The sequence below is a fragment of the Bacteroides faecalis genome, assembly GCF_003865075.1.
Lineage (GTDB): Bacteria > Bacteroidota > Bacteroidia > Bacteroidales > Bacteroidaceae > Bacteroides > Bacteroides faecalis.
Genome location: NZ_BHWB01000008.1, coordinates 92,318 through 118,394, shown reverse-complemented (window position 1 = coordinate 118,394; position 26,077 = coordinate 92,318). Strand labels below are relative to the sequence as shown.

Below are 26,077 nucleotides of genomic sequence, written 5' to 3'. Positions count from 1 at the left end.
CCTCAAACGGTTACCTTTTCTAACGAATATTTTTCAGAAAGTGATATTTTTTTTTCAGAAGCGACCAAATTGTCATACATCAGTCTACAACTAATGTATTACCTTCCAACCGGATATCAGCTTTTTCCATTCTGTTAAGTAATGTAAGCGTATGTTCCAATCCCTGAAAACGTTCGGAAAGGAAATGTACTTTGCAACCCATCATCTCTGTGTTGCGAAACTCGACTCCTACATTGTACCAACGCCCTATACTTTTCAGCACATCGACCAGCGGAAGATTATCGAAATAGAAGTATCCATCTCGCCAATACATATAAGAATGCAAATCCACCTCTTCCATCGTCATGCTTCCATTTTCACGTATGCATAAGTCCTGCCCCGGTACAATGACCTTGGAACTACCGGAAGCGTCTACCTGTACACTTCCCTCGATCAATGTGACGTGAATATCAGAAGCGGAATAACTGCTAATGTTAAACTCTGTACCCAGTACACGAGTTTCCACCGTTCCTGTTTTCACAATAAAAGGGTGATCTTTATCTTTGGCCACTTTAAAATAGGCTTCTCCTTCAAGAGTCACTATCCGTTCCTTACGGACAAATTTAGTAGGATAAGCAAGACGGCTGCCCGCATTCAAGAAGACTTCTGTACCGTCGGAGAGAATAATCTTAAACATTTGCCCCCTGGGAATGCTCAGAGTATGGATTTGAGTATTGACTTTTTCCTGTTCCGCATTTTTATCGAGGTAATTAATTTCTTTCGTACGGACAGTTGCAGTTTGAGTTACAGGAGTTTTTTCGATTTCTTTCAACGAATAAGTCTCATGTTGTTGTCCTGCATCCTCTACATCCAACATGACTTCTTGTGGGGAAAGATCTGCTTCCAAAACTATATTTGTCGAATCAGCTACCTCAGCGACAGTAACCGGAGACACCTCTGTTTCTCTGTTTAACAAGAAGATACCACTAATAAACAAAGCTGCTACCGCACCGATTGCTATACTCCATCCTATCATACGACGCTTAAGCACTTCGTGTTGCCGTTTCCGGTGGAAACACTGCAATTCCCGGTCAATATCCGGACAAGCAACCGCAGCCTCCTCTTGCAACAAGAAAGAGATATCATCTAATAACTGACAATCTTGCAAAGATTCTCCCTGTAAAGTCTCAACGTCTTCCCTGGTCACCCCTTCAGAGTTCTCCATTACGTCTAATGCTTTCTTTTCCGACTCACTTATTTCCATACACCTATCCATACATTATTTATTATACTACGGACATAACCTACAATCAGTTACCTTTCCGGTGATTCATTTTTAATTTCTTCACGTATCACCCGAAGTGCTTTAACAATATGTTTATGGACGGAGCTTACACTAATGTTCAGTTCATCGGCTACTTCTTTGTAAGACTTACGACTATTATAGCATCTTTCCAATACGTGTCTGGTCAAAGGAGTCAGCTTATTCATTGCCTTACGGATACGCATCATTCGTTCTTCCCACAACAAACGATCTTCCGTATCCGTATCGTCCTGAGTCATCTTAAGAACAAATTCTGCATAATCTTCTTGGGCGTTCTGCTGGCGAATATAATCAATGCAACGCGAACGAACAATGGAATAAAGATAAGCTTTTACGGTAGCAGAGTCCATCTTTTCATAATTCCGCCAAACGTATTCAAATGCATCATGCACAATATCCCGGCTTGCTTCCGTATCTTGCAAATAATGGTTGGCAAAGAAAAACAGCCTTGCAAACCATTCTTTAAACATACGATCAAATTCCGTTCTATCCTCCATGAGTCACTTATCTTTTTAACATATTGGGTCACAAAGTTAGTCTTTTTTAGATAAAAGACAATCGTATTATTCTCTATTCGCCAAGCGATGTTCCGCCATTTGTTCGTATTTTGTTCCCGGACGACCATAGTTAGCGTACGGATAGATAGAGATTCCACCACGAGGAGTAAAAATTCCGGTTACTTCGATATATTTAGGTCCCATCAGGCGGATCAAATCTTTCATTATGATATTAACGCAATCTTCATGAAAAGCTCCATGATTACGGAAACTAAATAAATAAAGTTTCAGACTTTTGCTCTCTACCATTTTAATATCAGGGATATAAGAGATACGGATTTCTGCAAAATCCGGCTGTCCGGTGATAGGACAAAGACTGGTAAACTCCGGGCAATTGAAACGTACCCAGTAATCGTTTTCAGGGTGCTTGTTATCAAACGCTTCCAACACTTCAGGAGCATAATCTTGCTTATACTCTGTTGTTCTTCCCAACAGGGAAAGTTGATCTTTCAATTCAGTCATTTCTTCACTTTAATTTTGATCCCTACACAAAGAAAAAACTCATTTTCCTCTATCACCTATCACCAAAATCCTACAACCGTTTATTCATCGTACTTTGAGAGGTGATAGGTGATATTTTAACCTATCACCCGATCTATCACCTATCACCGGAATTCAAGCGGTACACAAACCATTAGTCTCGCACTAAATCCGGAAACGACCGTTTCTTTCTTGCCTAACATACGCTCAAACCAACAGCTTCAAGCGTACAAACCAACAGTTTCAAGCCTTGAAACAATATGTTTCAACCATTGAAACAAAGTGTTTCAAGCGTTGGAACTAATTGTTTCACCCTATTGAAACTAATTGTTTCAGGCTATTGAAACAAAGTGTTCACCCTATTTGAACAGTTGGTTTCACGCCTTTGAAACTAATTTGTATCTATAGATTCCGGACAATACATCAACGGAAAAACAGAGATTATCCTCGTTTCGATGACAATAAAGTGACAATAGAAGTGACAATAAAACTGTCGAAACAAACTGTTGTCACCGCCTATTGTCACTCTTATTCAGTTAGTATCCAAAAGATTAGCTTCCAAAAGTGACAAGTGACAATAAAAAATGCGTTTTAACTCTCTATGTAGAGAGATTATTCATTCTTACTTTTTAAATACTTTTCCAACCCTTCCTGACGCAATTTACATGCCGGACAATGCCCGCAACCGTCTCCGGGGATACCATTATAACACGTCAATGTCTCCTTGCGAATCACATCCAATACTCCCAATTGGTCTGCTAAAGCCCATGTTTCCGCTTTATCAATCCACATCAACGGAGTATGAATCACGAATTGTTCATCCATCGCCAGATTCAAAGTAACATTGAGCGACTTGATAAACGCGTCCCGGCAATCAGGATAACCACTGAAATCTGTCTGGGAAACTCCGGTAACGATGTGGTTTATTCCCCTTTCGCGGGCATAGACTGCTGCAATGCTCAGAAAGAACAGGTTACGTCCCGGAACGAATGTGTTCGGAACACTATCCGCAGGTTTTTCCTGATCCATTACCATAGTGGAATCTGTCAGAGAGTTATGTCCCAACTTTCCGATAAAGGAGACATCCATCACATCGAATTCTACTTCTGCTTTCCGAGCTATTTCGCGTGCCAGCTCCACTTCTTTTTCGTGTTTCTGACCATATAGAAAGCTCAGTGCATATACTTTCTTGAAATTACGTTTTGCCCAAAACAGGCAAGTGGTTGAGTCCTGCCCTCCACTGAACACAACTAATACATGATCTCTGTTCATGGTGAGTACTAATGCTTTATTATTTTATGGCGATGATATACTAATACTCATAAATAACCACAATGGCTATTCATGCTAAATATCTTTGACTTTCAATACGTTGTAAGAGATATTGGTATCGTAAACGTCGCTGCCATCTATTTTCTTGATCAGTTTGACTACCCGAATCGTTACAGGAAGGATAATGACTTCATACATAGATTTCAGGACAATCTGAAGTCCCATCATCAGAAGCAACTCTTTCCAGGCAATAATACCTCCGAAAGCAATCGGAAAGAAGATTAGAGAATCAGCAGTTTCTCCTACAATAGTTGATAGAATAGCACGCGCCGAGAAGTTACGTCCTTGACTAGCTACTTTCATTTTGCTCATCACATACGCATTGAGAAACGAACCGACAAGGAAAGCAATCAAACTGGCAACAACAATACGAGGTGCCATGCCGAACACAAAGTTAAAGTGTTCTTCTCCTTCCCAGAAAGGTGCAGCAGGTAGGGATACAGCTATCAGTCCGAGAGCCACTACAAAGAAGTTCATGGCAAAACCACTCCAAATAATAAGACGTGCCTTCTTGAATCCCCAGACTTCGGCGATGCAATCATTAATAATATAAGAAATGGGAAAAACTAATAACCCGGCAGTAACCGTCAAGCCACCTACCTGGATCACTTTCGTTTCAAGAAGATTAGCTGCTATAAGACATACATTGAAGAGAATACCAAGCAGCATAAAAGGTACAGATACTTTTTCTTTCATAATTCCTGTTTTTTACGTGGTGTTCTAGAATACACGACCGCTATTCACGGCATCATACATCTTTAAATTCGTTTCGGGCGGCAAAGATAAGAAATAATTCTCTTATTTTACTCCTTCTTAAAAGTATCTTTCATAAAATCACCAGCCTGATCCATCAAATCATTGAATGATTCTTTCAACTCTTTGCTATCAAACTTAGATGCTTCTTTCATCATTTCTTCTTTCCACTTCTTGAGCTCTTTCTGTTGCTCCTGAGTCAAATTCTTAATTACCTGTTTTCCCTTTTTATTCAGTTCCTGATATTCGCTCGCTACTTTTTTCCAATCTTCCTTTGTATAGTCAGATCCATTTTTAACAACCTTCGTTGTCAAAGCTTTCATATCAGCCACATAATCTTTTGCAGTATACTGGCAAGAGACAAACAAGAATCCTGCCAACAACAGGAACACGATTTTTTTTAAATCTTCTTTCTTCATGATGAACTACGGTTAATGATTTACTGATTAACAACCGTTCATGGAAAAAGTTGTTCAAACCAAATTCTTTTCTACTACAAGTAGTAAGACATTTAACAGGTTTATTTCATAAACTCAGTATCTCGGAAGAACGTTAAAAAAGCCTCCCCGTCATTGATCATCAATCTGACAGGAAGGCTCACCACTTTGACCTTAAACTACATAATTATCATAGAGATACGTTATATCATGAAAAATCTTTCAATTCTTCTTTCAATCGTTTACGTATAAAGAAAAGACGGCTCTTTACTGTTCCTATCGGCAAACCTAATTTTTCGGCAATTTCCCTATATTTAAATCCGGCCACAAACATCTGGAAAGGTACTTTCATATCTTCCGGTATAGAATGAATGACACAGTATAGCTTTTTCATATCATAAGCCGATTCAAAACGGTCGGCATCCTCATCTTCTATCAAGCTTTGTTGATGGATGGAGTAAGTATCATCGATAATATTCATCTCACGGGCAGCACGACGATAGTTGTTAACGAAGATATTCCGCATAATAGTGTACATCCAGCCTTTCAGATTCTTAGCATGAGTGAATTTCTCATGATTGTCTAACGCCTGCAACACACAGTCTTGTACCAAATCATTAGCAGAATCACGATTAGCCGTCAATTTGTATGCAAAGCGATGCAAATCCGGTTCCATCGCTAATATTCCTTGTGTAAAATCTCTTTTTTCCATCGTCGTATTCAATTTATCCAATTAGTAGGTTACAAAGATCTGCTTTTTTAGAACGAATATAAATAGCAATTCTTCCGATAAGTTTGGCAATTTTTCCTTCACCCCTCTCAACCATTTCTTGTTTGAGTTGTTGTTTGGGCATTCACCTAAAACTTAACTGATAATGAAAACAAGCATTAAGATGGTAGCGATGCTACTCGGGGTAGGCGTTTTCCCCTTGTGCGCTCAAGCACAGAAAAAAGTAATAATAGAAGATCAGGAGCCAAATTCCATTATGTTTGTCTCACGAGACAAGGCAGGAGATGAAATTATCCGGATCATGAACGACCGGCAACAGTTCCGTTTCCAGGACCCGAACGCTCCCCGTTTTCTATTGACCGACCAAAAAGGAAAATTTGCTCTGGGTATCGGTGGTTATGTTCGTGCTACTGCTGAATATGACTTCGGAGGTATAGTAAACGACGTGGATTTCTATCCGGCATTGATTCCCCAAAGAGGTAGTGGTAATTTTGCCAAGAATCAATTCCAGATGGATATTAGTACTACCACCCTCTTCTTAAAGTTAGTAGGACATACCAAACGTCTCGGTGATTTTGTGATATATACCGCCGGAAACTTTCGTGGTGACGGAAAAACATTTGAATTGCAAAATGCTTATGCACAATTCCTCGGATTCACCATCGGATATAATTATGGTACATTCATGGATCTTTCTGCCTTACCTCCTACGATCGACTTTGCAGGTCCTAACGGCTCTGCCTTCTACCGCACTACCCAATTGAATTACATGTACAATAAAATAAAAAACTGGAAATTAGGTGTTGCCGTAGAAATGCCTTCTGTAGATGGTACTACCAACAATGATGTTTCAATCAGTACGCAACGAATGCCGGATTTTGCCGCTTCTGCACAATACAACTGGAATAGTAACGGTCACATCAAACTGGCAGCTATCGTTCGTAGCATGACTTATTCAAGCGCTGTACATGATAAAGCTTTTTCCAGTACCGGGTTCGGTTTGCAAGCCTCCAGTACATTCAATATCACTAAAAAATGGCAAGTATACGGACAATTTAATTATGGTAAAGGAATCGCATCATATCTGAACGATCTTAGTAACTTGAATGTAGACATCGTTCCGGATCCGGAAAATGAGGGTAAGATGCAAGTTCTCCCGATGTTGGGTTGGTATGCAGGTTTACAGTATAACATTACTCCGAATGTGTTTGTATCCGGAACATATAGTTTGTCCAGACTTTATTCCGAACATAATTATCCAAGCTCCAACCCGGAATCCTATCGTAAAGGGCAATACTTCGTTGCCAATGCATTCTGGAATGTCAGCAGTAATTTGCAGGTAGGTGTAGAATATCTGAGAGGATGGCGCACTGACTTTAGTTCTTCAACCCGTCACGCTAACCGGTTGAATGCTTTGGTACAGTATTCTTTCTAAATATAATAGTCTATAAAAAAGAGAAGCTTCAATCTGTCACTACAGATATGAAGCTTCTTTCAGTATATAGATATAAAAGAATTAATTATCGATTAGAATTTATAGTCTACCCCAAGACCGAACACTTTATTGGTACGACTATAGATCGTATTTCCAGTTGAAGTGATTTTTTTATAATCATCATAATTTGTCCAAAAGTAAGCTACATTCAACGTCAAGTGCTTTGTCATTTTGACTGCAGCACCGAAACCAAGTGAATAAGAATCACAAGAGAAACTGATATCACTTTGGAAATCATCCTCCAAACCATAATCTGTACGTTGAAAACCTCCACTGATAGTCAATTGCTTGGTTATATCCCATTCTGCACCAACCAAAAATTCGTGTGTACCATGTTTCAAAGCATCTTGTTTGTTATTTGCCATACCGGCAGCTTTATCAAAAAAATGATGATACTCTACAGATGCACGAAGTGAGGGAAGAATGTTATATCCAACAGCAGCTGTCAATAAAGCAGGAATATCGTTCGGAGTATTTACACCGTCCTTATAGTCAACCAATGGATTCTTATCATCCGCCACCGGTATTCCTGATTCACGTACTTCAGCTTTCTTAGTCTTATTCTCAAGATTCAGATTCGTCATAAATTCATATTTCAAACCGATATTCCACTTACCAAGTTTTACGTCAGCTCCCAAAATAGGAGTCAAGCCCCAACCAGTCTGGTCACAATCAAGTGCAATACCAGCTAACTCAGCACCACCTATAGAAGGGATATTACTTTTTGCGATTGCGGTCAGGAAACCTTCGTAACCACCAGTAAAATAATTCATACGTCCACCGGCAAAAACTCCTAACCAATCGTTTACCTTATAGGACAAACCCAATTGTACCCCATAAATGAACTGACTTCCGTCCATCGCGCTATTCAGATTATAAAGATCAGAAACAGCACCAACACCCAGAGCTGACTGCAAAGTTTGTAACTTATCACTAGCAGCCAATTTTCCCATAATCATAGAATCGAACATACCCAAACCATTGTCGAAAGAAGCCTTTCCACCACCACCTACAACGGCGAAGCTACCAGAAACAGTCCAGTCACCTTTTTTATATGCACCCTGAAAGCTAGGGATGAAAGGCGCAGAAGCTTTACCTTTATAATAACGTTTGTTTCCTGCTTCCGGAAACAATGGGAATGTTGTTTCTATATTACGAGTTTGATAAGCACTCTGTCCATTCAAAGATAGATAAAGACCGTCACTTGGCAAGAAAGCCAAACCGGCAGGATTGGAATAAACACCATCAATATCAATGGAAGCACCGCGTGCCAACATTCTAAGAAAAGATACATGCTGATTTGTATTTGTCAGGATACCCCCGGCAAAAGTTGGAATTGAAACGATTAGCATCACAATACTAACCAAAGAAATTTTTCTCATCTAAATCTTTTTTAAGTTATTTTGGGCGCAAAGGTACAACAATATTGCACATGGGAAATATATATGTGCACTTATTTTCATTTTATAGGCTAATTTAATTGAAAACAAAAACTGTTTCTCATGAAACGATTCATGTTTATAGAAGATTTAAAGATGAACAAATCAGCTAATCCGAGCGTTTATTATTCATAATAAAAACAGATCATTATGGCCTATACAATTGCTTTCTTCGGAACAAAACCCTACGATGAAGCTTCTTTCAACAATAAAAATAAAGAGTTCGGATTTGAACTTCGATATTATAAAGGACATCTGAATAAGAACAATGTACTTCTTACACAAGGAGTAGATGCCGTATGTATTTTTGTCAATGATGTTGCCGACGCTGAAGTAATGCGCATCATGGCAGCTAACGGAGTAAAGTTAATTGCCCTGCGCTGTGCCGGATTCAACAACGTAGACCTGAATGCGGCAGCGATAAACAACATTACTGTTGTACGTGTACCGGCTTATTCACCTTACGCTGTAGCGGAATATACTGTCGCCCTCATGTTATCATTAAACCGAAAGATACCACGTGCCACCTGGCGTACCAAAGACGGAAACTTTTCGCTTCACGGATTAATGGGATTCGATATGCATGGAAAGACAGCGGGTATCATCGGTACGGGTAAAATTGCCAAAATCCTGATTCATATTCTAAAAGGATTCGGTATGAACATATTAGCCTACGACCTTTATCCTGACTATAACTTTGCTCGTGAAGAACAGATCGTATATACTTCGCTGGATGAATTATACCATAGTTCTGATATAATCTCTCTTCATTGTCCCCTTACCGAGCAGACCAAATATCTTATCAACGACTATTCTATCAGTAAAATGAAAGATGGTGTAATGATTATTAATACCGGTCGTGGACAGTTAATTCATACCAACGCCCTGATTGAAGGTTTAAAAAACAAGAAGATTGGCTCTGCCGGATTGGATGTATATGAAGAAGAAAGCGAATATTTCTATGAAGACCAGTCCGACCGTATTATCGACGACGATGTACTGGCACGTCTGCTTTCATTCAACAACGTGATTGTCACTTCCCACCAAGCTTTCTTTACCAAAGAAGCAATGGAGAACATCGCTATGACAACATTACAAAATATCAAAGATTTTATTCTTCATAAGCCTTTGCTAAATGAAGTGAAGAAATAGAACTTTTCTAATTCTCCTATTGTTTTGAAAACATATAAACATTAAAAAAGGAGAGATTTATGAAAAAAGTAATACATAAAGCAGAAACGCGAGGACATTCGAAATATGATTGGTTGGATAGTTATCATACTTTCAGCTTCGATGAATATTTCGATTCCGACCGCATCAATTTCGGTGCGCTTCGTGTATTGAATGACGACAAGGTAGCACCCGGAGAAGGATTTCAGACCCATCCTCATAAAAATATGGAAATTGTCTCTATCCCGCTAAAAGGACATTTGCAACATGGAGACAGCAAGAAAAACAGCCGGATTATCACTGTTGGAGACATTCAGGTAATGAGTGCCGGAACAGGAATCTTTCATAGCGAAATGAATGCCAGCCCTGTAGAACCTGTAGAATTTCTACAAATATGGATTATGCCAAGAGAACGGAATACTCGCCCCGTTTATCAGGATTTCAGTATCCGGGATCTGGAACGTCCCAATGAATTGGCTGTTATCGTATCGCCTGACGGAAGTACTCCTGCTTCGTTATTGCAAGATACTTGGTTCTCTATCGGTAAAGTAGAAGCCGGAAAGAAACTTGGTTATCATATGCACCAAAGTCATGCCGGAGTCTACATTTTCCTCATTGAAGGAGAAATCGTTGTAGAGGGTGAAGTTCTGAAACGTCGTGACGGAATAGGAATTTATGATACTAAAAGTATCGAATTGGAGACTTTAAAAGATTCACATATCTTATTGATCGAAGTACCGATGTAGAATAATCATGTTAATCGTAACTATTCAATTATGAAAATAAGTCTAGCCGGAATCCGGCAGGAATATACCAAAGGCGGGTTGAGGGAAAGCGAACTTCCCGGCAACCCGCTTTTGCTTTTTGACCGTTGGCTGCAAGAAGCAATCGACGCTAAAGTAAATGAACCGACAGCCGTTATGATAGGTACAGTGTCGGCAGATGGCAAACCATCCACTCGTACTGTATTGTTAAAAGGGCTGAGTGATGGAAAATTTATTTTTTATACGAATTATGACAGCCGAAAAGGAAAGCAGTTAGCACATAATCCATTTATCTCCCTCTCCTTCGTTTGGCACGAACTCGAAAGGCAAGTACATATAGAAGGGAAGGCAACGAAAATTTCTTCGAAAGAATCGGATGAGTATTTCCGCCAGCGGCCTTACAAAAGCCGGATCGGAGCGCGGATATCGCCACAAAGCCAACCTATCGCCAGCCGGATGCAATTGATACGTACATTCGTGAAAGAAGCAGCCCGATGGATAGGTAAAGAAGTGGAAAGACCGGAAAATTGGGGAGGTTATGCCGTTACTCCGACAAGAATAGAATTCTGGCAAGGAAGACCTAACCGGTTACACGATCGTTTTCTATATACTCTTGAGTCAAAGGACAATTGGGAAATCAGTCGGCTTGCTCCCTGATTTCGTCGATTTTTTTTGGCTACTCCAATTAGAATACTTAATATTGCAACCTATAAATGAACAGTGTATGATACTGGATTATATTTATCATAGTGGTTTCGCCATCGAAGCCGAAGGCGTAACTGTGATTATAGACTACTACAAAGATTCTTCGGAAACTGAACGAAACCGGGGAATTGTTCATGACCGCCTGCTTAAAAGACCAGGTAAATTGTATGTATTGTCCACTCATTTTCATCCCGACCATTTCAATCGTGAAATACTAACTTGGAAAGAACAGCGTCCTGATATCCACTATATTTTTTCTAAAGACATCCTAAAACATCATCGTGCAAAAACCGAAGATGCTATCTATATACAAAAGGGGAAACATACGAAGACGATACGATTCGAATCGACGCTTTCGGCTCAACGGATGTGGGAAGTTCGTTCCTGCTTCATTTGCAAGGGTGGAGCATTTTCCATGCAGGCGATCTGAACAATTGGCATTGGAGTGAAGAATCAACGGAAGAAGAAATACGAAAGGCTAATGGAGACTTTCTTGCAGAAGTTAAATATTTAAAAGAAAAAGCACCGAATATCGATCTGGTACTATTTCCTGTGGACCGTAGAATGGGAAAAAATTACATGAAAGGTGCAAAACAGTTCATCGAACAAATAAAAACTACTATATTTGTGCCCATGCACTTCAGCGAAGATTATGAAGGTGGTAACGCGTTCTACAATTTTGCCGAAGAAGCCGGGTGTCGTTTCATCAACATCACCCACCGGGGAGAAAGCTTTGAAATAACCCAATAAACACATAATAATTATGAAGAAGTTAGCAATTCTGTTTCTTACACTGTTTCTCGTAGGTTTGCCGATGGCAACGAGAGCTGAATCTTTAAAAGAAAAAAGAGATGATACCAGATATCTTGCGGGAGCCGTTCCGGAAGTAGATGGTAAAGTAGTATTCTCAAAAGAATTCCAGATTCCCGGAATGAGTCAAGCACAAATCTATGACACTATGAAAAAGTGGATAACAGAACGTCTGAAAGAAAATAATAATCAGGACAGTCGTGTGGTTTATGAAAACCAAGCAGAAGGAACCATTGCCGGAGTAGGTGAAGAATGGTTAGTGTTCAGATCCGCAGCTCTGATGTTAGACCGTTCTTTGATGAACTATCAGATTACAGTTACCTGTATGCCAAACAGTTGTCGCGTTGAGTTGGAAAAGATTCGTTATAACTACCGCGATACGGAAAATTATAAGGCTGAAGAATGGATCACCGATAAATATGCTCTTAAAAAAGATAAAAAGAAATTGGTACGTGCAATGGCAAAATGGCGTAGAAAAACTGTAGACTTCGCTGATGACTTGTTTTTTGATGTAGCCGTAGCTTTCGGAGCACCGGATACCCGTCCAAAAGCCCAGAAGAAAAAAGAGGAAGAAAATAAAGCTACTTCCATTGTTGCCGGAGAGGGTCCGGTGGTTATAGGTCAGGGTGGTAAAATTACTACAACCGGAAAAGAATCTGCAGATATGCCGGGTTATACCGAAGTTGATCTGAAACAAATTCCAGCAGAATTATATGCTTTGATTGGCAATTGTAAGTTAGTGATTTCTATTGGTAATGATGAATTCAATATGACGAACATGACAGCCAACGCCGGTGGTGCTTTAGGTAAACAGTCTGGTAAGGTAGTTGCTTACTGTTCATTATCTGCCGATCAACCTTATGAAACAATGGATAAAGCAGGAAATTACACATTAAAACTTTATGCTCCGAACCAAACTACTCCGACAGCTGTTATTGAATGTAAGAAACTGAGTGTACAAGATGCCAAATCCGGACAGCCTCGCACTTATGTTGGAGAAATCACTAAAATCTTGATGAAGAAATAAATTGGATTAGAAAAAATGGAAATCAAAAGCAAATTCGATCATTTCAATATTAATGTAACGAATCTGGAAAGAAGTATCGCTTTCTACGAGAAAGCACTGGGCTTAAAGGAACATCACCGGAAAGAGGCTTCCGACGGTTCGTTCATCCTAGTATATCTGACGGATAATGAAACCGGATTTCTACTGGAACTGACATGGCTGAAAGCTCATCCGGAACCTTACGAACTGGGAGAAAACGAAAGTCATTTATGCTTCCGCGTAGCCGGTGATTACGAAGCGATACGCCAATATCACAAAGAAATGAATTGCGTTTGTTTTGAAAATACCGCCATGGGGCTCTATTTCATCAACGACCCAGACGATTATTGGATTGAAATTCTTCCGCAGAAGTAATGATATAAAAAAGCGGGGCAGAACATTTAAGTTCTGCCCCGCTTTTTTATATCATTTATTTTATATCATTTGATTTATAAGTAGATATACCCATCCAACAGCAATTGCAAGGTATAGACACCCTGGAAAAAACATAGTAAAAAATTTACGAGTTAACTGCCTCCTCGGTTGGACAAACAAGTTATCTGCATCTTTGGAATCATAATAAACAGTTACCTTATCTCCTACCTTGAAATTCTTTGCTCCACATATAAGACTGTGCTTCTCATTGCGATAATATATTCCGGTTGCACTGATATTACGACAATATGTTTCGTCCTTTCCTTCTAATTTGTATTCAATCTTAGGTTCACATAGCTTAATCTCCTTCCCTGCAAATTCTTTCGTATAGAAATTAACTTCCACTACTTTACCATACACGCTACCATCAAATTTTACCAGAATACCTCTTAAACTAATCCAAAGACGTTCCAATTTAAGCAGCATAAAATAGCCTTTCAATCCTAATACAAACACTAATAAACTAATAATTATATTCATTTCCTCTTATTTTTTATGTCGGTTAGCTCTTTTTCTACGAATCTCGGCTTTCATCTTCGCAGCTCCAGAGCCATGTTGTCCACGAATATATGTTGCCTTTTTCGCTTTCGTTTTCACCTTTTCCTCTTGTTTCGGACCGTCTTTCTTACCTTTAAAAACGATTCCACCCATAATTGCATCTTCTATACTCATATACTAACCATCTACTAGTGATTTATTTTTTCGACTGCAAAGATAACCCTTTTTCTATGGAAATATCTATCTTTGCCAATTAAACAATCTTATACCACCAAAATGGAAACAATCATCCTTCCTGCTGAAAAAGACCCGATGGGTGCTGCAATAGCCGATTATTTCAATCATCGCAAAGCCGATCGTTTGCGTGTATTCTCTTCCCAATTCGATGAGGATGAGATTCCGGTAAAGCAACTTTTTCGTAATATGCAAGCTATGCCTTTGCTGGAACGTACTGCCCTTCAAATGGCTAATGGACATGTTCTGGATGTCGGTGCAGGAAGCGGTTGTCATGCTTTAGCACTTCAGGAAATGGAAAAAAAAGTCTGTGCTATCGATATTTCACCACTTTCTGTCGATGTGATGAAAAAGCGCGGTGTAAAAGATTGCCGCCTCATCAATCTTTTTGATGAGACATTCACCGAATCATTTGATACTATCTTAATGCTTATGAATGGTTCAGGTATCATCGGAAGGCTTAGTAATATGCCAGCTTTCTTCCAACGAATGAAACGTATCCTACGTCCGAATGGATGTATTTTAATGGATTCCAGCGACCTGCGTTATCTTTTCGAAGAAGAAGACGGAAGTATGCTTATTGACCTTGCCGGTGATTATTACGGAGAGATCGATTTTCAGATGCAATACAAGGAAATTAAAGGAGAGACATTTGATTGGCTATACGTAGATTTCCAAACACTCAGTTTATATGCTTCTGAGTGCGGATTTAAAGCAGAGTTAGTCAAGGAAGGGAAACACTATGACTATTTGGCTAAGTTGAGTATTATTTAAAGAATCCGACTTTATTTGGAAAGAGAATAGCAAAGAGGGGAATATACAAGTGATTCATTTTGACTCATCCGATATTTCTTCCCCTCTGTTTCAACGGAAAATAAGAATATTACTGTTTCAGCATTTCATTGATCTTTTCTACAAGTGATGTAAACTCCTCTTCATTATACAAACGTGTCAGCATCACAATTCGTCCTTCACGATCAATCAAGACATTTCTTGTTATTCCTGCATCCCGCAGCGCATATTTTGCAAAAATATCAGCACCGGGATCTAATCCCAAGGGATAAGTAACTCCTGTAGACTTAGCAAAAGCAAGAACTTTATCCAGAGGTTCGTCGCGATCAATGCCAATCAAAGCAAAATCGGCATTGTCCTTATGCTTCAACCAAATATCTTTTTCAATAAATGGCATTTCTTTACGACATACTCCGCACCAACTTGCCGTAAATTGCAACATAACCACTTTGCCACGAAGAGAAGACAAGGTTACTTGCTTACCGTCAGTCAATATGATAGTAAAATCAGGAGCCATTTCACCTACTTTTACTATATATCCTGCTTTATCTGCTTCTACAGCAATTGTATCACTTGCTATTTTCACACTATCTGTCACTGTTTCAACCGTTTCTGTTCCTTTCTTCTGACCGGAACAGGCGATTAAACTGATGGCTAAAAACGCCATACCACATACACTCATCATTTTCTTCTTCATCTTTTATGACTATTAGTTAGATTGCAAATATAAAAAAAGTAAACTTGGTATTTGCAAATTAAAAAGATATTTTTACCTTTGCACCCGCAAAAGAAAAAATGCCTCTTTAGCTCAGTTGGCCAGAGCACGTGATTTGTAATCTCGGGGTCGTTGGTTCGAATCCGACAAGAGGCTCTCTCAAAACCGAATGCCGCTTCATGCGGTATTTTTTATTGCCCCTATTCTAACCTTTGATTTTCCGCTCACGAAATACCACAATACCTACTGCCAATAGAATTAACAAAATACCAACGGCACTGTTCATGGTAAAAAGCTCATGAAAAGCCAAAACACCTATGACTACGGCTGTCAAAGGTTCCATAGCTCCTAAAATAGAGGTTAGTGTAGGACCTGCATATTTGATAGCCTGTACCAGAGTAATATTAGAAATAGCTGTAGCCGGTAAAGCAAGCCCCAAAATAATCAACCAGGTATATCCATCTGTTACCATCCGGAGTCCGGATGTACAGCCGGCTCCTATTAGATAGAAAATAGTTCCCATCCCCATGACATAACAAGTCAGAACGGTGGAATTAATCTGCACTGCTCTCGTTTTCCGAACTCCGATAATATAGCCTGCATAAGAAAAGACAGAAACACAGGCCCAAATTAATCCGATTGCTGTATTTCCATTCTCAACATTCAGCTCTCCTGAAGAAAGCATTGATGCTCCAAACAGTGACATCAAAACAGCAATAATCACCCAAATAGATTTCTTCTCCCCAAAAAAGAACATCATCACTAACGCAACAGCCAACGGATACATAAAATGAATAGTAGATGCAACTCCACTCGCAATATTCTGATAAGCGACAATCAAGCTAAAAGAAGTGGCAGCCCGAAATAAACTTAAACAGAACACGACAATAAAATCCCTTCTATCCAACCGGAAATTACATCCTGAGAGCATACCGATGATTGTCAAAGTAATAGCAGCTACTCCCCAACGATAGGAAAGTACCTCGAAAGATGAAAAGCCTGCCAGCAACAGCGTGATAGAAAAAAACGGAGCCAATCCAAAAGTGGAGGAAGATGCCGCTGCATACAATATGCCTTTTATACGATTCATAACATGATCTGTTTTGTCTTCTATATTCTTATTTTCGATAATAAAATCGAATCTCAATACAAAAATCGTACTTTTTTGCTGATTATCATAATTATTCAAATATAAATATCTAATTTAGCATAAGACTATCTTACTTTCTCCACATCATTTGTAGAACTGGTGTGAAAATAACGGGAAGTCCCTCCCAAACAACAAAAAAATTACATACACGATAACCACCCGTTTTCTTGTATACTCAAATGAATTCGTCCTTTCTGTAATAGTATCTTTATTCATTTTTACCTTTAAGATACTTACTCGAAATAATGTAATAAGTGATAATAGAACTAGATGGTTGGAACCGAAAGAAGTGGAAAACAAGAAACTGTTTAAAACATTAATCGTACTAACAATTACGAATTTCTCGCAAAAAACGATACCTTTGTAAAGATGATACCAAAACTAAATAATTGTTATTTATGATCATACATAGCCTATCCCCTGAAATCTAACAAAACATAAAAAGAGAAATATGGCAGAAGCTTTTAAAAACATGTACAACAAGCAGTTTTTCGATAGATTTACGAAAGACTTGAAATTCGTTATCAACGATTTCGATGCTCATGAGTTTGTGTCCCAAACAATGGATAATGAATGGGATAACAGAGAATACAAACAACGCATTATGCACATTACAACCATCCTAAAAAAGTTTTTACCTACAAATTACAAAGATGCGATTGCTAAAATACTTGAGTTATTGGATTGTGTTAAAAATACACAGCCTGATTTTTCAAGAATAGATGACACAAAGTATGGCTTAACACTAGAATATGGGGCAATTTTGGATAATTATGTGGAACAATATGGGTTGGATGATTATGAAACGTCTGTCAAAGCGATAGAGAGAATCACCCAGTTTACAAGTTGCGAATTTGCTGTTCATCCTTTTATTATAAAATATCCGGATGAAATGATGAAACAAATGTTAGTTTGGTCGAAGCACGAGCATTGGGGAGTAAGACGACTTGCATCAGAAGGGTGTCGTCCGCGCCTTCCTTGGGCAATAGCTTTGCCAAATTTGAAAGCAAATCCTGCACCAATCATTCCTATTTTGGAAAATCTTAAAAATGACCCGTCAAGATTTGTGAGATTAAGTGTTGCCAATAATTTGAATGATATCGCGAAAGATAATCCCGAAACAGTAATTGATTTGGTAAAAAGATGGCAAGGAGAATCAAAAGAAGTAGATTGGATTATTAAACATGCCTGTCGGACACTCTTAAAACAAGGTAATTTAGAAGTAATGGAGTTGTTTGGCTTTAATTCTATTGTAAAAAATATTAATATTGAGAACTTTCAAATTTCAAGCTCTAAAGTTAAAGTTGGAGATTCATTAGAGTTTAGTTTTAACCTATTGAACAACAATAATAAGAAAGCCAAAATACGACTTGAATACGGAATTTACTACCAAAAAGCAAATGGAACACTAGCAAAGAAAGTTCATAAAATCAGCGAAAAAGACTACGCCAAGAATTCTATAACACCAATTACTCGGAAACACTCTTTTCGTCTAGTAACAACAAGGAAATTTCATCTCGGACTTCACCAAGTTGCTGTAATAATCAACGGAAATGAATTTGAAAAATATAATTTTGAACTAATTGAATAATAAGTACTGCGCATAACGAAGGTTTAATCATTTGAAGAGTTATATTGTAAGCCTCCTGTGAACTACATGTTTTCTGATCTGGCTTGACCGCTTACCTTTATCCGCAAATGAAATTACTATGATGACAAAAGAAGAAGTCGCCTCTAAACGGTCAGGTCATTTTTTCTGCCGAGTAGAGTAGTATCCTTGGGTGGCAAAATAGCGCTGATATGCTCCGCAGAATAGATAGACAGTAAGCAACTCTTGTAGAGCAAGATTTATCTTTTGAACTTAATCAATATATCCTCAAATTTATCAATAATATCATTCTTAAACTTCTTCTTTAGTTCAGCGTTTGGAATCATATCTAATATGCTATATAAGCTATCCCTATTCTCATTTTTCTTTTCCTCAAAACTTTGCTCCAAAGATCTATTAACAACAGCCAAAGAAGTGGCATTAAGCTTAATAATGTCAGGTAAAACAATTAATAGTTTCATTGATTTTGCCATTTCAGCTATTGGGAAAGCCTTCATTGTTTCTTCGTGTAATTTTATCACATTATCTATTTTGCCTTTTCTATAATGAATAAAACATTCTCGCAAAGTGGGATTATTGATTGATTGATCTTTTGATAAATCATCGAGAACCTTTTGTGTTTTAATCAGCAACTTCTTAGTTTCAACATCCTCAGAATGTTGCAGATTTGAGCAAATCCCCTTCCAAAATGATTGATCCTTTTGCGCATCATTGTAGCCATATATTCGAGCAAATCCATCATAAAGAATTACGGTAATTCTTCGTAAATTTAGCTGTCTTTCAACGAACGACTCAGAAGTAAAGTATGCTTTTAATGCACAAGCTAAATCTAAATATATATAATGTATGTGTATTCCCGGATATACATCATGTATCAGAGGTTGACAAAACTGTTTAATTGCACCTACATCTATTTGAAATTTTGAATTCATTGTCTTGCCTATTTTTTCAGACAATCTACAATTCCTAATTATACTGTCAAGGCGATTGCTATATGTTCTGATTATCTCATCTGTACTATTATAAATTTTATTATCTTTATCGGGGAAAATATTGATTTGCTTATACATATCAACAATAAAACTAGAACTATCTAAATTTTCAGATAGCATTGATTCATATTTTTTAATATACTTCTCTGTAGTCTGAGATACTACCTTTAATACATCAAACCATTTGATTACTCGACTCACTTCTACCTCTTCGCTAATTTGCTCAAGGAATTCGTAAACTTTTAAAGGATTTTGATCATAATGAAGGGCTAAATCTCTATTTGTTTTATCATTGAGATTGTTGTATAGTTTTAGAAAATCATCCAATGAGTTTTTCAATGACAAAACATCAATACATAATTCACTATCATCATTAGATTGCCCAATTTCTCGTAATATCGACAATTTACTGTGTTTAGTATCTTTTCCAAATCCTTGTATATATTTACACCCTTCTAAAATAGCGACATTGACATATTTTAGATTGATTCGTTTCTCGCATGGATGTTTGGTACGAAAATCAGCTCTTAAAAATGTGAAAATATCTAATTGTATAGTGATGGCGAAAACTTTTATTTCTAACATTGTCAACAATAATTCAGCACGATAATCAGCACTTCTTCTCGATACACTTACTTTTAACTGCTTTATTGTATCAACACAGTTGCACAAAGAAGGAAATAGTAACTCAATATTAACTCCCATATTATTATATAGTAGATTTATTGTTTCTTCCGAAGCCGATTTCTTTTCCATATCTATTAATAGTTTAACGTTATTTCTATGGGATAGATGTAACTTTCAAATATACGACATTTTTTTTAAATAATAATCGGGAGTCACTCAAATATGTTAGACAATTTCTATAAAATACATAGGTTGAGAAAATGACAATTATGCTACTTATATCTATACTATGTAAATATATAGATTTTTATTTATATCTTCGTTGACTAATAAGTTTTTATGGAGTAACCTGCTTATTGAGTTATCTCTACCCATGAATCTCACCAATAAGCAAATTTCTTCGTCTTTTTAAAGAGATAATTTATATAACGAGAAGGATTAATATATGAAATACTTTATTGAAACGCTGACAAGCAACAGTAAGAGTGTAGAAGTGTCCGAAGAGTTTAATTATTTCGGGAAACTGATTGGTAGTTGGGAATTTGATTATACCGACCACAACATATCCTGTTCGACTAAAGGAGAATGGCATTTCTCGTGGGTCCTTGAGGGTATGGCAATACAAGATGTTATTATTTTACCTTCGCGAGAAACAAAAACAGAAATACCACATCCTCTCACCGAATACGGTACGACGCTTCGTGTCTACAATCCCGCTACACACGTTTGGGATATTGCCTATTGTTATACTGGAAAAATCATACGACTTGAAGCAAGAAAACAAGACAATATGATAGTTCTTACGAATATTGACGACAATAAAAAGAAATGGGTTTTCATCAAGATTGAGGATAACACATTTCATTGGCAGAATATTACCGTAAAAGATGACGGTGGATGGCATATAAATGCAGATTTATATGCGGTGCGCATACAATAAGTCTTTTGCACAATAATACAATCAATGATGGCATTAGCAAAATTTGAATGATGGAAATATAGGACTCCTATAAAAGAAAAAACCTCTGAAATGCCTTATTAAAAGCAGCTTCAGAGGTTTCTTCAAAATTCCTGACGATCATTAAATTCCCTCTATAGTAGAACATCACGACCCATAATGACCTATATAATTTATTTGATCATTACAGATAGTTATTCATTACCTTAGTATTACATGTCACTCTATATTATAGAATTGAGATCCAAGAAAAATAGTTCAACTCAAGAAAATGTCAATTAGAAGATTCTATTTTCTCTAATATTCTTAAATAGAACTTCTTTGCAACTAATATTCTATCCTCTGAATCATAATTCCTCCCATCACTAGTCAGTCTTTTCTTTATTGGTTTACTCCACAAACAATGATCAACTTCATCTACAATCAAGCCATCCTTTTCACAGACTTCTTCAAATAAATTATAGTATTTAGTATTTCTTTTCATTCGGAAAAAGACGTGATCTTCATTAAAATATACAACTAACTTGATATTATCTAGTTCTAATTTTCGATCTTCTATATTAGTGTATCCATATATCCATCGATTATTCTCACTACCTCCAATTTGTCCAAATAGCATCTCGATATATACATCCCTATGATACCCATTTAATTGTTTAGAATCAAGCATACGTACATTGTAATCATTTTCCCAGACATATATGCCACTCTTACCCTCAAAAGCCTCAGGATATTTAGCAAAATAGTATCTCCAATCAAAATATAAATCATCTGTCCTATTACTCACAAATAACTCAATTTTTTCTTTAATCCATTCATTAATAGCAGAAGACTTCATTTCATCTAAAGCAAAACAGAAGACTTGCTTAATAGTAGAATTATCTCTATCATAATTCATAAATAGCTCACTCCAATTTTTCAGAAGCCGTCCTCCCATTTTATATCGATCATTTTTTATGTGCTCTGAAAAATCCCCATAAGTTGATAGAATCCTCCCTAACGCTTTCGTAGTATTATTTTCATCCATTTGTGAATTAGCAAAGTAATTGATGAATTTATTAGCTCTTTTCTCAAAGCTATCAAAGTCAAAGCCAACTATTCCTATTCTTCCAGATAGAAGTTCGTGATCCTCTAAATCACATAGTAGAGGATATAAATCAGGATACTGTATTACAAAGTTTTCTTTTTCTATTTCTTCATTTGCAAATCTTCGATTTAAAACTTTTGGATTTGAGGGGAAACTTTCACTAAACAAAATGGATTCCACAGATTCAAGTATTTCTGTCATACTTTCTGTTCTTATTTCATTACCAAGAGAATTCCATACCATATTGCGAACTTGACGAATCCTCCTCTTATCTTCCAGTGAAATTTGCTGATTTCCTCTAGTTAAGAAAGCTACCACAGACCATAATAGCAGCGTATCAGTATAATTCCATCGATTACTTACATTATAATACCAAATAGCTTTAGTGAACAAATTTACATCAGTGTTCAATCTAATACGTTTTCCTCCTGATGTATTGTTTGAGAAAATAGAAGTAAAGAAAATATCAATTTCTCCAACATTCTCCCAACACCCAAAACAATCATAAAGAACTTGCGCATTTTGTTTCGCAGATTCATTCTGTTTAGAAAACAATTTATCAGCTAAATCAAAGTCGTTATAAGAATCTTTATTTCTTATCGAAGAATCTTTAAAAGCTAAAATCTGAGCTATAAATCTATAGTATCTAAACAAACAATTGTCCAAAGAATGCTTTATCGGTTCCGGTTCTACGTCTTCATCAAGCAAAGGTAGAAATAAATCACTCCAATCCGTATCAAATTTCTTAAAAATACTCTTTGATAAATCTTCATCAACCTGACTAATAAGCCCTTCCAAATAGGCTTTAAAATGTTCAAAAGGAGTTAATTCCTTTCCTCTCGCATTCATTTTCACATATATATCCTCTGATAATGACAATATCCGATTATCATAATCATCTTTCATTCTTTGATCATTATCGTCTGGAATAAAATCATCTCCTAAAATTAGAAGATAGAAATAAATTATTTTTTTATCTGTCAATTTATTCCAAAGATCACTTGTACTAGAAAATTTCTTATCAATAGTATCAAGCATAACCAAAATTGATTTTATAGTTGGATCTGTTTGAGTCCAATGTCGTTCACTCCAATACTGATCTAAAATTTCATCACTTATTGACTCGTATTTTTTATCCTTTCCATATGAAAAAGAAGGATTAAAAAGACTAAGAAGTTTGTTTATAAAATCTCTTGAGCTAGCACGAGTTTCATAAGAGAATTTTTTTAAAGATTCAGGAATTTCTACTTTCTCATGTTTTGCAATATACCAATGTAATAAAAACAAAGTTGTTAGCCTTTGTTGCCCGTCTAGTGGTATAAACGTTCTGTCAGATGTACAATAGCCGTATATATAGTCTAAATCAATACTTTCTTCATTTATTAATGCGTTATACAAAGAGTCTATAAAATTTTTTCTAACTTGTGTTATATGCTCATCTCCTTTGCGACCTTGCGCATAGTCTCTTTGTATAATTGGTATTTCAATTTTCTTGATTGGTTTAACAAGAGCATGTCCATCTCCTAAAATATCAAGCAATGAGGCCCTTTCTGTCTTAATTATATTAGATTCCATTATTATTATTTTCTGGGTTAAGATAATCAGTAATAGTATTTTTTATGTTTTCTAAATAAGATTCTCTATCTTTTGCCGTCCAACGTAAAAATTGAGCAACAGCATCATCTGTATAATACTTCAGAAAAATTCTTCTTGTACAGATTGGAATATAACTACCATCCCTATCTAACTCAAGCATTCTTTTTCTCTTTACTGAAAATGGAGCATTGTTGAATGTTGAGTTATCTCTAATGCCCAAAAGTGCCAAGTTTGAAATAGAATGTAAATCATCATCTTCTTCAAATTCCTTAAAAAACTGCTCCATTGAAACAGCTAAATCATTATAATCATCTCGGTTCAATCTTTTTTGTATCTTCTCTTCTAAAGTATTAAATAGTCTTTTAACTTCTTGTTTTTTGTCTTCTTGTCCTTCCTCATCTTGCATAAAAAAAGATGTAGGATTATCAATGATTGTACGCAATGCCTCTTTATACATATTAGCCCATTGGTTCCAATCACTTTCCGTTTTCAATCCAGCATCTTGTTGCGCATGAATATGTTCTAATGACCAACTTTTTCCTTTATGTTTAGCAAATGGAAATAATTGAGTTTCATTCTCCAAATTCATTGTACTTATAACATTGAATAATAGAAGTATATTAAATATTTTGTTTCTTTCTTTAGACTTTAAATAGGATAATTGGTCAAGAGCATTACTTGAGATGTTTAACCTTTCTTTTATCATTTTATCCAACAAAGATGAAAAATCTTTTTTATTACAAGGCTTACTATCCTGCCCAGAATTAAAATATAGGTCTTTAATATCAACTAAAGATTCATTGGTAGCAATCAGATAACCAATTCTATGATATAGTAGCTTGTCAGAATACCATTCATATAATAAGTTGTATGTATCCCATAGCTCTTGCCATAATTCATCTTGCGAAATATTGTCTTTGGCTATTCTATTATAGTAATAATTAAATGTAAAATTTTTAGCAGGATAGACTTCTTTTTCCTTGCGAGAAATTAAGTCAAACAACAATTCTATTCTGTTAGGATATAATACGGGCGCTTTGTTCGTTAAAAAGAACCAAAATTTATCATTTTGAAGCTTTTCTTCAATAACACTCCAACGATATGCCCATTCTATCTTTTTATTATCAGTCTTACCTCTAAAAACGAGAGCTCTAACCAGTTCAGCATCTGTAAGTGGTATTCGGCCAATATTTAGCCTAGTGAATAAAGAAATAGAGTTATAATCTTGTGGAACCTCATACCAAATTATTCGAAGATGGTCCTCAAGAAAAGGATAAAATTTCATCAGCCAACTAACTTTACTATGTTTTTCTGTGGCGAACCATTGTTTGATATTGATGAAAGCATTTTTAATATATGCAAAATCAACATTCATTTTAATACCTGATGCATTTAACGGGTCTTCCAAAAATAATTCTGTTGCTACTCTAGTTTCATAGGCAATTCTAAATTTACTTTTTTCAAACACTGCAGGATAAGCCTCATACAGTGCCAAATATATCAACTTCAAAGTTGTTAATCTTTGTTGTCCATCAATTAATTCATAAGTATTATTACCTTTATCTTTTACTACTATAGGTTGAAGATAATAATCCTCTGCACCCTGTTTTTTTTCTAGGTATTCCTCAATATCATCTAGTAATTGCGATACTTCATTTTTACTCCAACGATACCCTCTTTGATAACTTGGCACAAAAAAGGTACCTTCTATTTCACTTACCAACTTAGGTCTTAATATTATTGCCTTTTCCATATATAAGCATTTAAAAATAATTATTCAAAAGTAGTTATTTTATTTAGACATTCTCCAATTTTAGAACAATATATTCAAAATAAGTTTAGTAAAACATACATATTCTGTAAAATGCCTTAATTGGCATACAAGCTTTATAACCTTTGAAGTTAGCTTACAATGATTCGCTAAATATCTACAAAAAAGACAGTTCTTTCAGCTCAGAGCCCTCAATAATTTGGATTTATTTATCTGTACAATTGATATCTATTAAGTTTTTGCTATTTTCATTTATGTCAATTGTCACATCATACCAGAGAACAACGCTATCAACCTCCACTTCTTCTTCACTATCTCTCACCTCTTCCATTGAGCCATCCACCAATTTCCACCAAACTTGAAGAAGCAAAGTAGTTCAGACGTAAAAACAATCAGATCACTATTTTCGACATCTGGCATTTAAGACTCACAAATTGTGACCAAGAGGGGCGAAAGTCCCTCATTACAAAGTATATTGTTTTATTAAATATCCGATTGTCAAAACGTAAATTGACAAATTTGCAAAGCAGTATCAGCGCGTGGGATGGACCGTATAAAATGCTTGAATAGTATTGTTGAGGTAATTTCGGAAA

At 36.5% G+C, this 26,077-nt stretch carries 25 protein-coding genes, 1 tRNA gene and 1 pseudogene; 11 read left to right on the top strand and 16 right to left on the bottom strand.

The genetic code is table 11. From position 1 onward, the window contains the following. Nucleotides 1-79: 79 nt before the first annotated feature. The 8 genes from EJF25_RS14410 to EJF25_RS26175 form a co-directional block, all read right to left on the bottom strand. Nucleotides 80-1,255 (bottom strand): FecR family protein, encoded by a 1,176-nt coding sequence (locus EJF25_RS14410; RefSeq protein WP_125041752.1) that lies wholly within the window; start codon nt 1,253-1,255, stop codon nt 80-82. A 38-nt stretch (nt 1,256-1,293) separates the two neighbouring features. Continuing rightward, complete coding sequence (locus tag EJF25_RS14405; protein ID WP_125041751.1) at nt 1,294-1,800, bottom strand: RNA polymerase sigma-70 factor; 507 nt, start codon at nt 1,798-1,800, stop codon at nt 1,294-1,296. Nucleotides 1,801-1,866: 66 nt separating this feature from the next. After that, nucleotides 1,867-2,322 (bottom strand): preQ(1) synthase, encoded by a 456-nt coding sequence (gene queF / locus EJF25_RS14400; protein ID WP_077153657.1) that lies wholly within the window; start codon nt 2,320-2,322, stop codon nt 1,867-1,869. 630 nt (nt 2,323-2,952) lie between these two features. Continuing rightward, the gene (gene queC, locus EJF25_RS14395) at nt 2,953-3,612 is read right to left on the bottom strand and encodes a 7-cyano-7-deazaguanine synthase QueC (protein ID WP_125041750.1); all 660 of its coding nucleotides are present in this window, start codon (nt 3,610-3,612) and stop codon (nt 2,953-2,955) included. A gap of 75 nt (nt 3,613-3,687) precedes the next feature. Continuing rightward, on the bottom strand, nt 3,688-4,368 hold the full coding sequence (locus tag EJF25_RS14390) for a queuosine precursor transporter (RefSeq protein WP_125041749.1): 681 nt from the start codon (nt 4,366-4,368) through the stop codon (nt 3,688-3,690). Between the two features lie 107 nt (nt 4,369-4,475). Beyond that, complete coding sequence (locus tag EJF25_RS14385) at nt 4,476-4,844, bottom strand: hypothetical protein (protein ID WP_125041748.1); 369 nt, start codon at nt 4,842-4,844, stop codon at nt 4,476-4,478. A 226-nt stretch (nt 4,845-5,070) separates the two neighbouring features. Further along, nucleotides 5,071-5,574, bottom strand: coding sequence for an RNA polymerase sigma factor (locus EJF25_RS14380; RefSeq protein ID WP_125041747.1), 504 nt, complete (start codon nt 5,572-5,574; stop codon nt 5,071-5,073). A gap of 13 nt (nt 5,575-5,587) precedes the next feature. After that, nucleotides 5,588-5,716 carry a hypothetical protein gene (locus EJF25_RS26175; RefSeq protein ID WP_262707208.1) on the bottom strand — a complete coding sequence of 43 codons (129 nt, stop codon included), beginning with the start codon at nt 5,714-5,716 and terminating at the stop codon, nt 5,588-5,590. A gap of 21 nt (nt 5,717-5,737) precedes the next feature. On the opposite strand from EJF25_RS26175, the gene EJF25_RS14375 reads away from it, so the two are divergent. Continuing rightward, complete coding sequence (locus EJF25_RS14375; protein WP_125041746.1) at nt 5,738-7,027, top strand: DcaP family trimeric outer membrane transporter; 1,290 nt, start codon at nt 5,738-5,740, stop codon at nt 7,025-7,027. Nucleotides 7,028-7,119: 92 nt separating this feature from the next. Here EJF25_RS14375 and EJF25_RS14370 read toward each other — a convergent pair whose 3' ends face one another. Next, nucleotides 7,120-8,469 (bottom strand): OmpP1/FadL family transporter, encoded by a 1,350-nt coding sequence (locus EJF25_RS14370; RefSeq protein ID WP_125041745.1) that lies wholly within the window; start codon nt 8,467-8,469, stop codon nt 7,120-7,122. 207 nt (nt 8,470-8,676) lie between these two features. On the opposite strand from EJF25_RS14370, the gene EJF25_RS14365 reads away from it, so the two are divergent. The 6 genes and pseudogenes from EJF25_RS14365 (at nt 8,677) to EJF25_RS14340 (ending at nt 13,395) form a co-directional block, all read left to right on the top strand. Further along, nucleotides 8,677-9,678 (top strand): 2-hydroxyacid dehydrogenase, encoded by a 1,002-nt coding sequence (locus EJF25_RS14365; protein ID WP_125041744.1) that lies wholly within the window; start codon nt 8,677-8,679, stop codon nt 9,676-9,678. 59 nt (nt 9,679-9,737) lie between these two features. Further along, nucleotides 9,738-10,442, top strand: coding sequence for a pirin family protein (locus EJF25_RS14360; RefSeq protein WP_125041743.1), 705 nt, complete (start codon nt 9,738-9,740; stop codon nt 10,440-10,442). 30 nt (nt 10,443-10,472) lie between these two features. Beyond that, nucleotides 10,473-11,117, top strand: coding sequence for a pyridoxamine 5'-phosphate oxidase (gene pdxH / locus EJF25_RS14355; protein ID WP_125041742.1), 645 nt, complete (start codon nt 10,473-10,475; stop codon nt 11,115-11,117). A 67-nt stretch (nt 11,118-11,184) separates the two neighbouring features. Further along, nucleotides 11,185-11,915 (top strand): annotated as a pseudogene (locus EJF25_RS14350) (MBL fold metallo-hydrolase). A gap of 13 nt (nt 11,916-11,928) precedes the next feature. Further along, nucleotides 11,929-13,002 (top strand): DUF4468 domain-containing protein, encoded by a 1,074-nt coding sequence (locus tag EJF25_RS14345; protein ID WP_125041741.1) that lies wholly within the window; start codon nt 11,929-11,931, stop codon nt 13,000-13,002. Nucleotides 13,003-13,017: 15 nt separating this feature from the next. Further along, nucleotides 13,018-13,395: a VOC family protein gene (locus EJF25_RS14340; protein WP_125041740.1), complete on the top strand. Its 378-nt coding sequence runs from the start codon at nt 13,018-13,020 to the stop codon at nt 13,393-13,395. A gap of 60 nt (nt 13,396-13,455) precedes the next feature. Here the strand turns inward: EJF25_RS14340 and EJF25_RS14335 are convergent, their stop codons facing one another. Both EJF25_RS14335 and EJF25_RS14330 read right to left on the bottom strand, forming a co-directional pair. Beyond that, nucleotides 13,456-13,935 (bottom strand): DUF3592 domain-containing protein, encoded by a 480-nt coding sequence (locus EJF25_RS14335; RefSeq protein ID WP_125041739.1) that lies wholly within the window; start codon nt 13,933-13,935, stop codon nt 13,456-13,458. A 6-nt stretch (nt 13,936-13,941) separates the two neighbouring features. Next, nucleotides 13,942-14,127, bottom strand: coding sequence for a hypothetical protein (locus EJF25_RS14330; RefSeq protein ID WP_077153643.1), 186 nt, complete (start codon nt 14,125-14,127; stop codon nt 13,942-13,944). Nucleotides 14,128-14,229: 102 nt separating this feature from the next. Here EJF25_RS14330 and EJF25_RS14325 point away from each other — a divergent pair, with 102 nt between their 5' ends. Then, entirely contained in the window at nt 14,230-14,961 is a 732-nt protein-coding gene (locus EJF25_RS14325; RefSeq protein WP_125041738.1) for a class I SAM-dependent methyltransferase, read from the top strand. A 109-nt stretch (nt 14,962-15,070) separates the two neighbouring features. On the opposite strand, the gene EJF25_RS14320 is transcribed toward EJF25_RS14325, so the two are convergent. Further along, nucleotides 15,071-15,676: a TlpA family protein disulfide reductase gene (locus EJF25_RS14320; protein WP_125041737.1), complete on the bottom strand. Its 606-nt coding sequence runs from the start codon at nt 15,674-15,676 to the stop codon at nt 15,071-15,073. Between the two features lie 100 nt (nt 15,677-15,776). Here EJF25_RS14320 and EJF25_RS14315 point away from each other — a divergent pair. Next, nucleotides 15,777-15,850 (top strand) — tRNA-Thr (locus EJF25_RS14315). 49 nt (nt 15,851-15,899) lie between these two features. Here the strand turns inward: EJF25_RS14315 and EJF25_RS14310 are convergent. Continuing rightward, complete coding sequence (locus EJF25_RS14310) at nt 15,900-16,784, bottom strand: DMT family transporter (RefSeq protein WP_125041736.1); 885 nt, start codon at nt 16,782-16,784, stop codon at nt 15,900-15,902. A 511-nt stretch (nt 16,785-17,295) separates the two neighbouring features. Between EJF25_RS14310 and EJF25_RS14305 the strand changes: the two genes are divergently transcribed. Then, nucleotides 17,296-18,435 carry a DNA alkylation repair protein gene (locus EJF25_RS14305; protein WP_125041735.1) on the top strand — a complete coding sequence of 380 codons (1,140 nt, stop codon included), beginning with the start codon at nt 17,296-17,298 and terminating at the stop codon, nt 18,433-18,435. Between the two features lie 257 nt (nt 18,436-18,692). Here EJF25_RS14305 and EJF25_RS14300 read toward each other — a convergent pair whose 3' ends face one another. Then, nucleotides 18,693-20,201: a hypothetical protein gene (locus tag EJF25_RS14300; protein WP_125041734.1), complete on the bottom strand. Its 1,509-nt coding sequence runs from the start codon at nt 20,199-20,201 to the stop codon at nt 18,693-18,695. A gap of 316 nt (nt 20,202-20,517) precedes the next feature. Here EJF25_RS14300 and EJF25_RS14295 point away from each other — a divergent pair, with 316 nt between their 5' ends. Then, nucleotides 20,518-21,012 carry a hypothetical protein gene (locus EJF25_RS14295; RefSeq protein ID WP_125041733.1) on the top strand — a complete coding sequence of 165 codons (495 nt, stop codon included), beginning with the start codon at nt 20,518-20,520 and terminating at the stop codon, nt 21,010-21,012. A 292-nt stretch (nt 21,013-21,304) separates the two neighbouring features. On the opposite strand, the gene EJF25_RS14290 is transcribed toward EJF25_RS14295, so the two are convergent. Then, a complete protein-coding gene (locus tag EJF25_RS14290) occupies nt 21,305-23,692 on the bottom strand; it encodes a GmrSD restriction endonuclease domain-containing protein (RefSeq protein WP_125041732.1) in 2,388 nt (795 codons plus the stop codon). Beyond that, entirely contained in the window at nt 23,682-25,466 is a 1,785-nt protein-coding gene (locus EJF25_RS14285) for a DUF262 domain-containing protein (protein ID WP_125041731.1), read from the bottom strand. The genes EJF25_RS14290 and EJF25_RS14285 overlap by 11 nt, the downstream gene beginning before the upstream one ends. Nucleotides 25,467-26,077 lie beyond the last annotated feature (611 nt).

Excerpts from the sequence above, each read along its gene's own strand:
- EJF25_RS26175 (WP_262707208.1), bottom strand. The coding sequence starts at position 5,716 with ATGCCCAAACAACAACTCAAACAAGAAATGGTTGAGAGGGGTGAAGGA.
- EJF25_RS14410 (WP_125041752.1), bottom strand. The coding sequence starts at position 1,255 with ATGGATAGGTGTATGGAAATAAGTGAGTCGGAAAAGAAAGCATTAGAC.
- EJF25_RS14345 (WP_125041741.1), top strand. The coding sequence starts at position 11,929 with ATGAAGAAGTTAGCAATTCTGTTTCTTACACTGTTTCTCGTAGGTTTG.
- EJF25_RS14405 (WP_125041751.1), bottom strand. The coding sequence starts at position 1,800 with ATGGAGGATAGAACGGAATTTGATCGTATGTTTAAAGAATGGTTTGCA.
- EJF25_RS14380 (WP_125041747.1), bottom strand. The coding sequence starts at position 5,574 with ATGGAAAAAAGAGATTTTACACAAGGAATATTAGCGATGGAACCGGAT.
- EJF25_RS14310 (WP_125041736.1), bottom strand. The coding sequence starts at position 16,784 with ATGAATCGTATAAAAGGCATATTGTATGCAGCGGCATCTTCCTCCACT.
- EJF25_RS14335 (WP_125041739.1), bottom strand. The coding sequence starts at position 13,935 with ATGAATATAATTATTAGTTTATTAGTGTTTGTATTAGGATTGAAAGGC.
- queF (WP_077153657.1), bottom strand. The coding sequence starts at position 2,322 with ATGACTGAATTGAAAGATCAACTTTCCCTGTTGGGAAGAACAACAGAG.
- EJF25_RS14330 (WP_077153643.1), bottom strand. The coding sequence starts at position 14,127 with ATGAGTATAGAAGATGCAATTATGGGTGGAATCGTTTTTAAAGGTAAG.
- pdxH (WP_125041742.1), top strand. The coding sequence starts at position 10,473 with ATGAAAATAAGTCTAGCCGGAATCCGGCAGGAATATACCAAAGGCGGG.
- EJF25_RS14290 (WP_125041732.1), bottom strand. The coding sequence starts at position 23,692 with ATGGAATCTAATATAATTAAGACAGAAAGGGCCTCATTGCTTGATATT.
- EJF25_RS14285 (WP_125041731.1), bottom strand. The coding sequence starts at position 25,466 with ATGGAAAAGGCAATAATATTAAGACCTAAGTTGGTAAGTGAAATAGAA.
- EJF25_RS14385 (WP_125041748.1), bottom strand. The coding sequence starts at position 4,844 with ATGAAGAAAGAAGATTTAAAAAAAATCGTGTTCCTGTTGTTGGCAGGA.
- EJF25_RS14340 (WP_125041740.1), top strand. The coding sequence starts at position 13,018 with ATGGAAATCAAAAGCAAATTCGATCATTTCAATATTAATGTAACGAAT.
- EJF25_RS14365 (WP_125041744.1), top strand. The coding sequence starts at position 8,677 with ATGGCCTATACAATTGCTTTCTTCGGAACAAAACCCTACGATGAAGCT.
- EJF25_RS14320 (WP_125041737.1), bottom strand. The coding sequence starts at position 15,676 with ATGAAGAAGAAAATGATGAGTGTATGTGGTATGGCGTTTTTAGCCATC.
- EJF25_RS14295 (WP_125041733.1), top strand. The coding sequence starts at position 20,518 with ATGAAATACTTTATTGAAACGCTGACAAGCAACAGTAAGAGTGTAGAA.
- queC (WP_125041750.1), bottom strand. The coding sequence starts at position 3,612 with ATGAACAGAGATCATGTATTAGTTGTGTTCAGTGGAGGGCAGGACTCA.
- EJF25_RS14360 (WP_125041743.1), top strand. The coding sequence starts at position 9,738 with ATGAAAAAAGTAATACATAAAGCAGAAACGCGAGGACATTCGAAATAT.
- EJF25_RS14390 (WP_125041749.1), bottom strand. The coding sequence starts at position 4,368 with ATGAAAGAAAAAGTATCTGTACCTTTTATGCTGCTTGGTATTCTCTTC.
- EJF25_RS14325 (WP_125041738.1), top strand. The coding sequence starts at position 14,230 with ATGGAAACAATCATCCTTCCTGCTGAAAAAGACCCGATGGGTGCTGCA.
- EJF25_RS14375 (WP_125041746.1), top strand. The coding sequence starts at position 5,738 with ATGAAAACAAGCATTAAGATGGTAGCGATGCTACTCGGGGTAGGCGTT.
- EJF25_RS14305 (WP_125041735.1), top strand. The coding sequence starts at position 17,296 with ATGGCAGAAGCTTTTAAAAACATGTACAACAAGCAGTTTTTCGATAGA.
- EJF25_RS14300 (WP_125041734.1), bottom strand. The coding sequence starts at position 20,201 with ATGGAAAAGAAATCGGCTTCGGAAGAAACAATAAATCTACTATATAAT.
- EJF25_RS14370 (WP_125041745.1), bottom strand. The coding sequence starts at position 8,469 with ATGAGAAAAATTTCTTTGGTTAGTATTGTGATGCTAATCGTTTCAATT.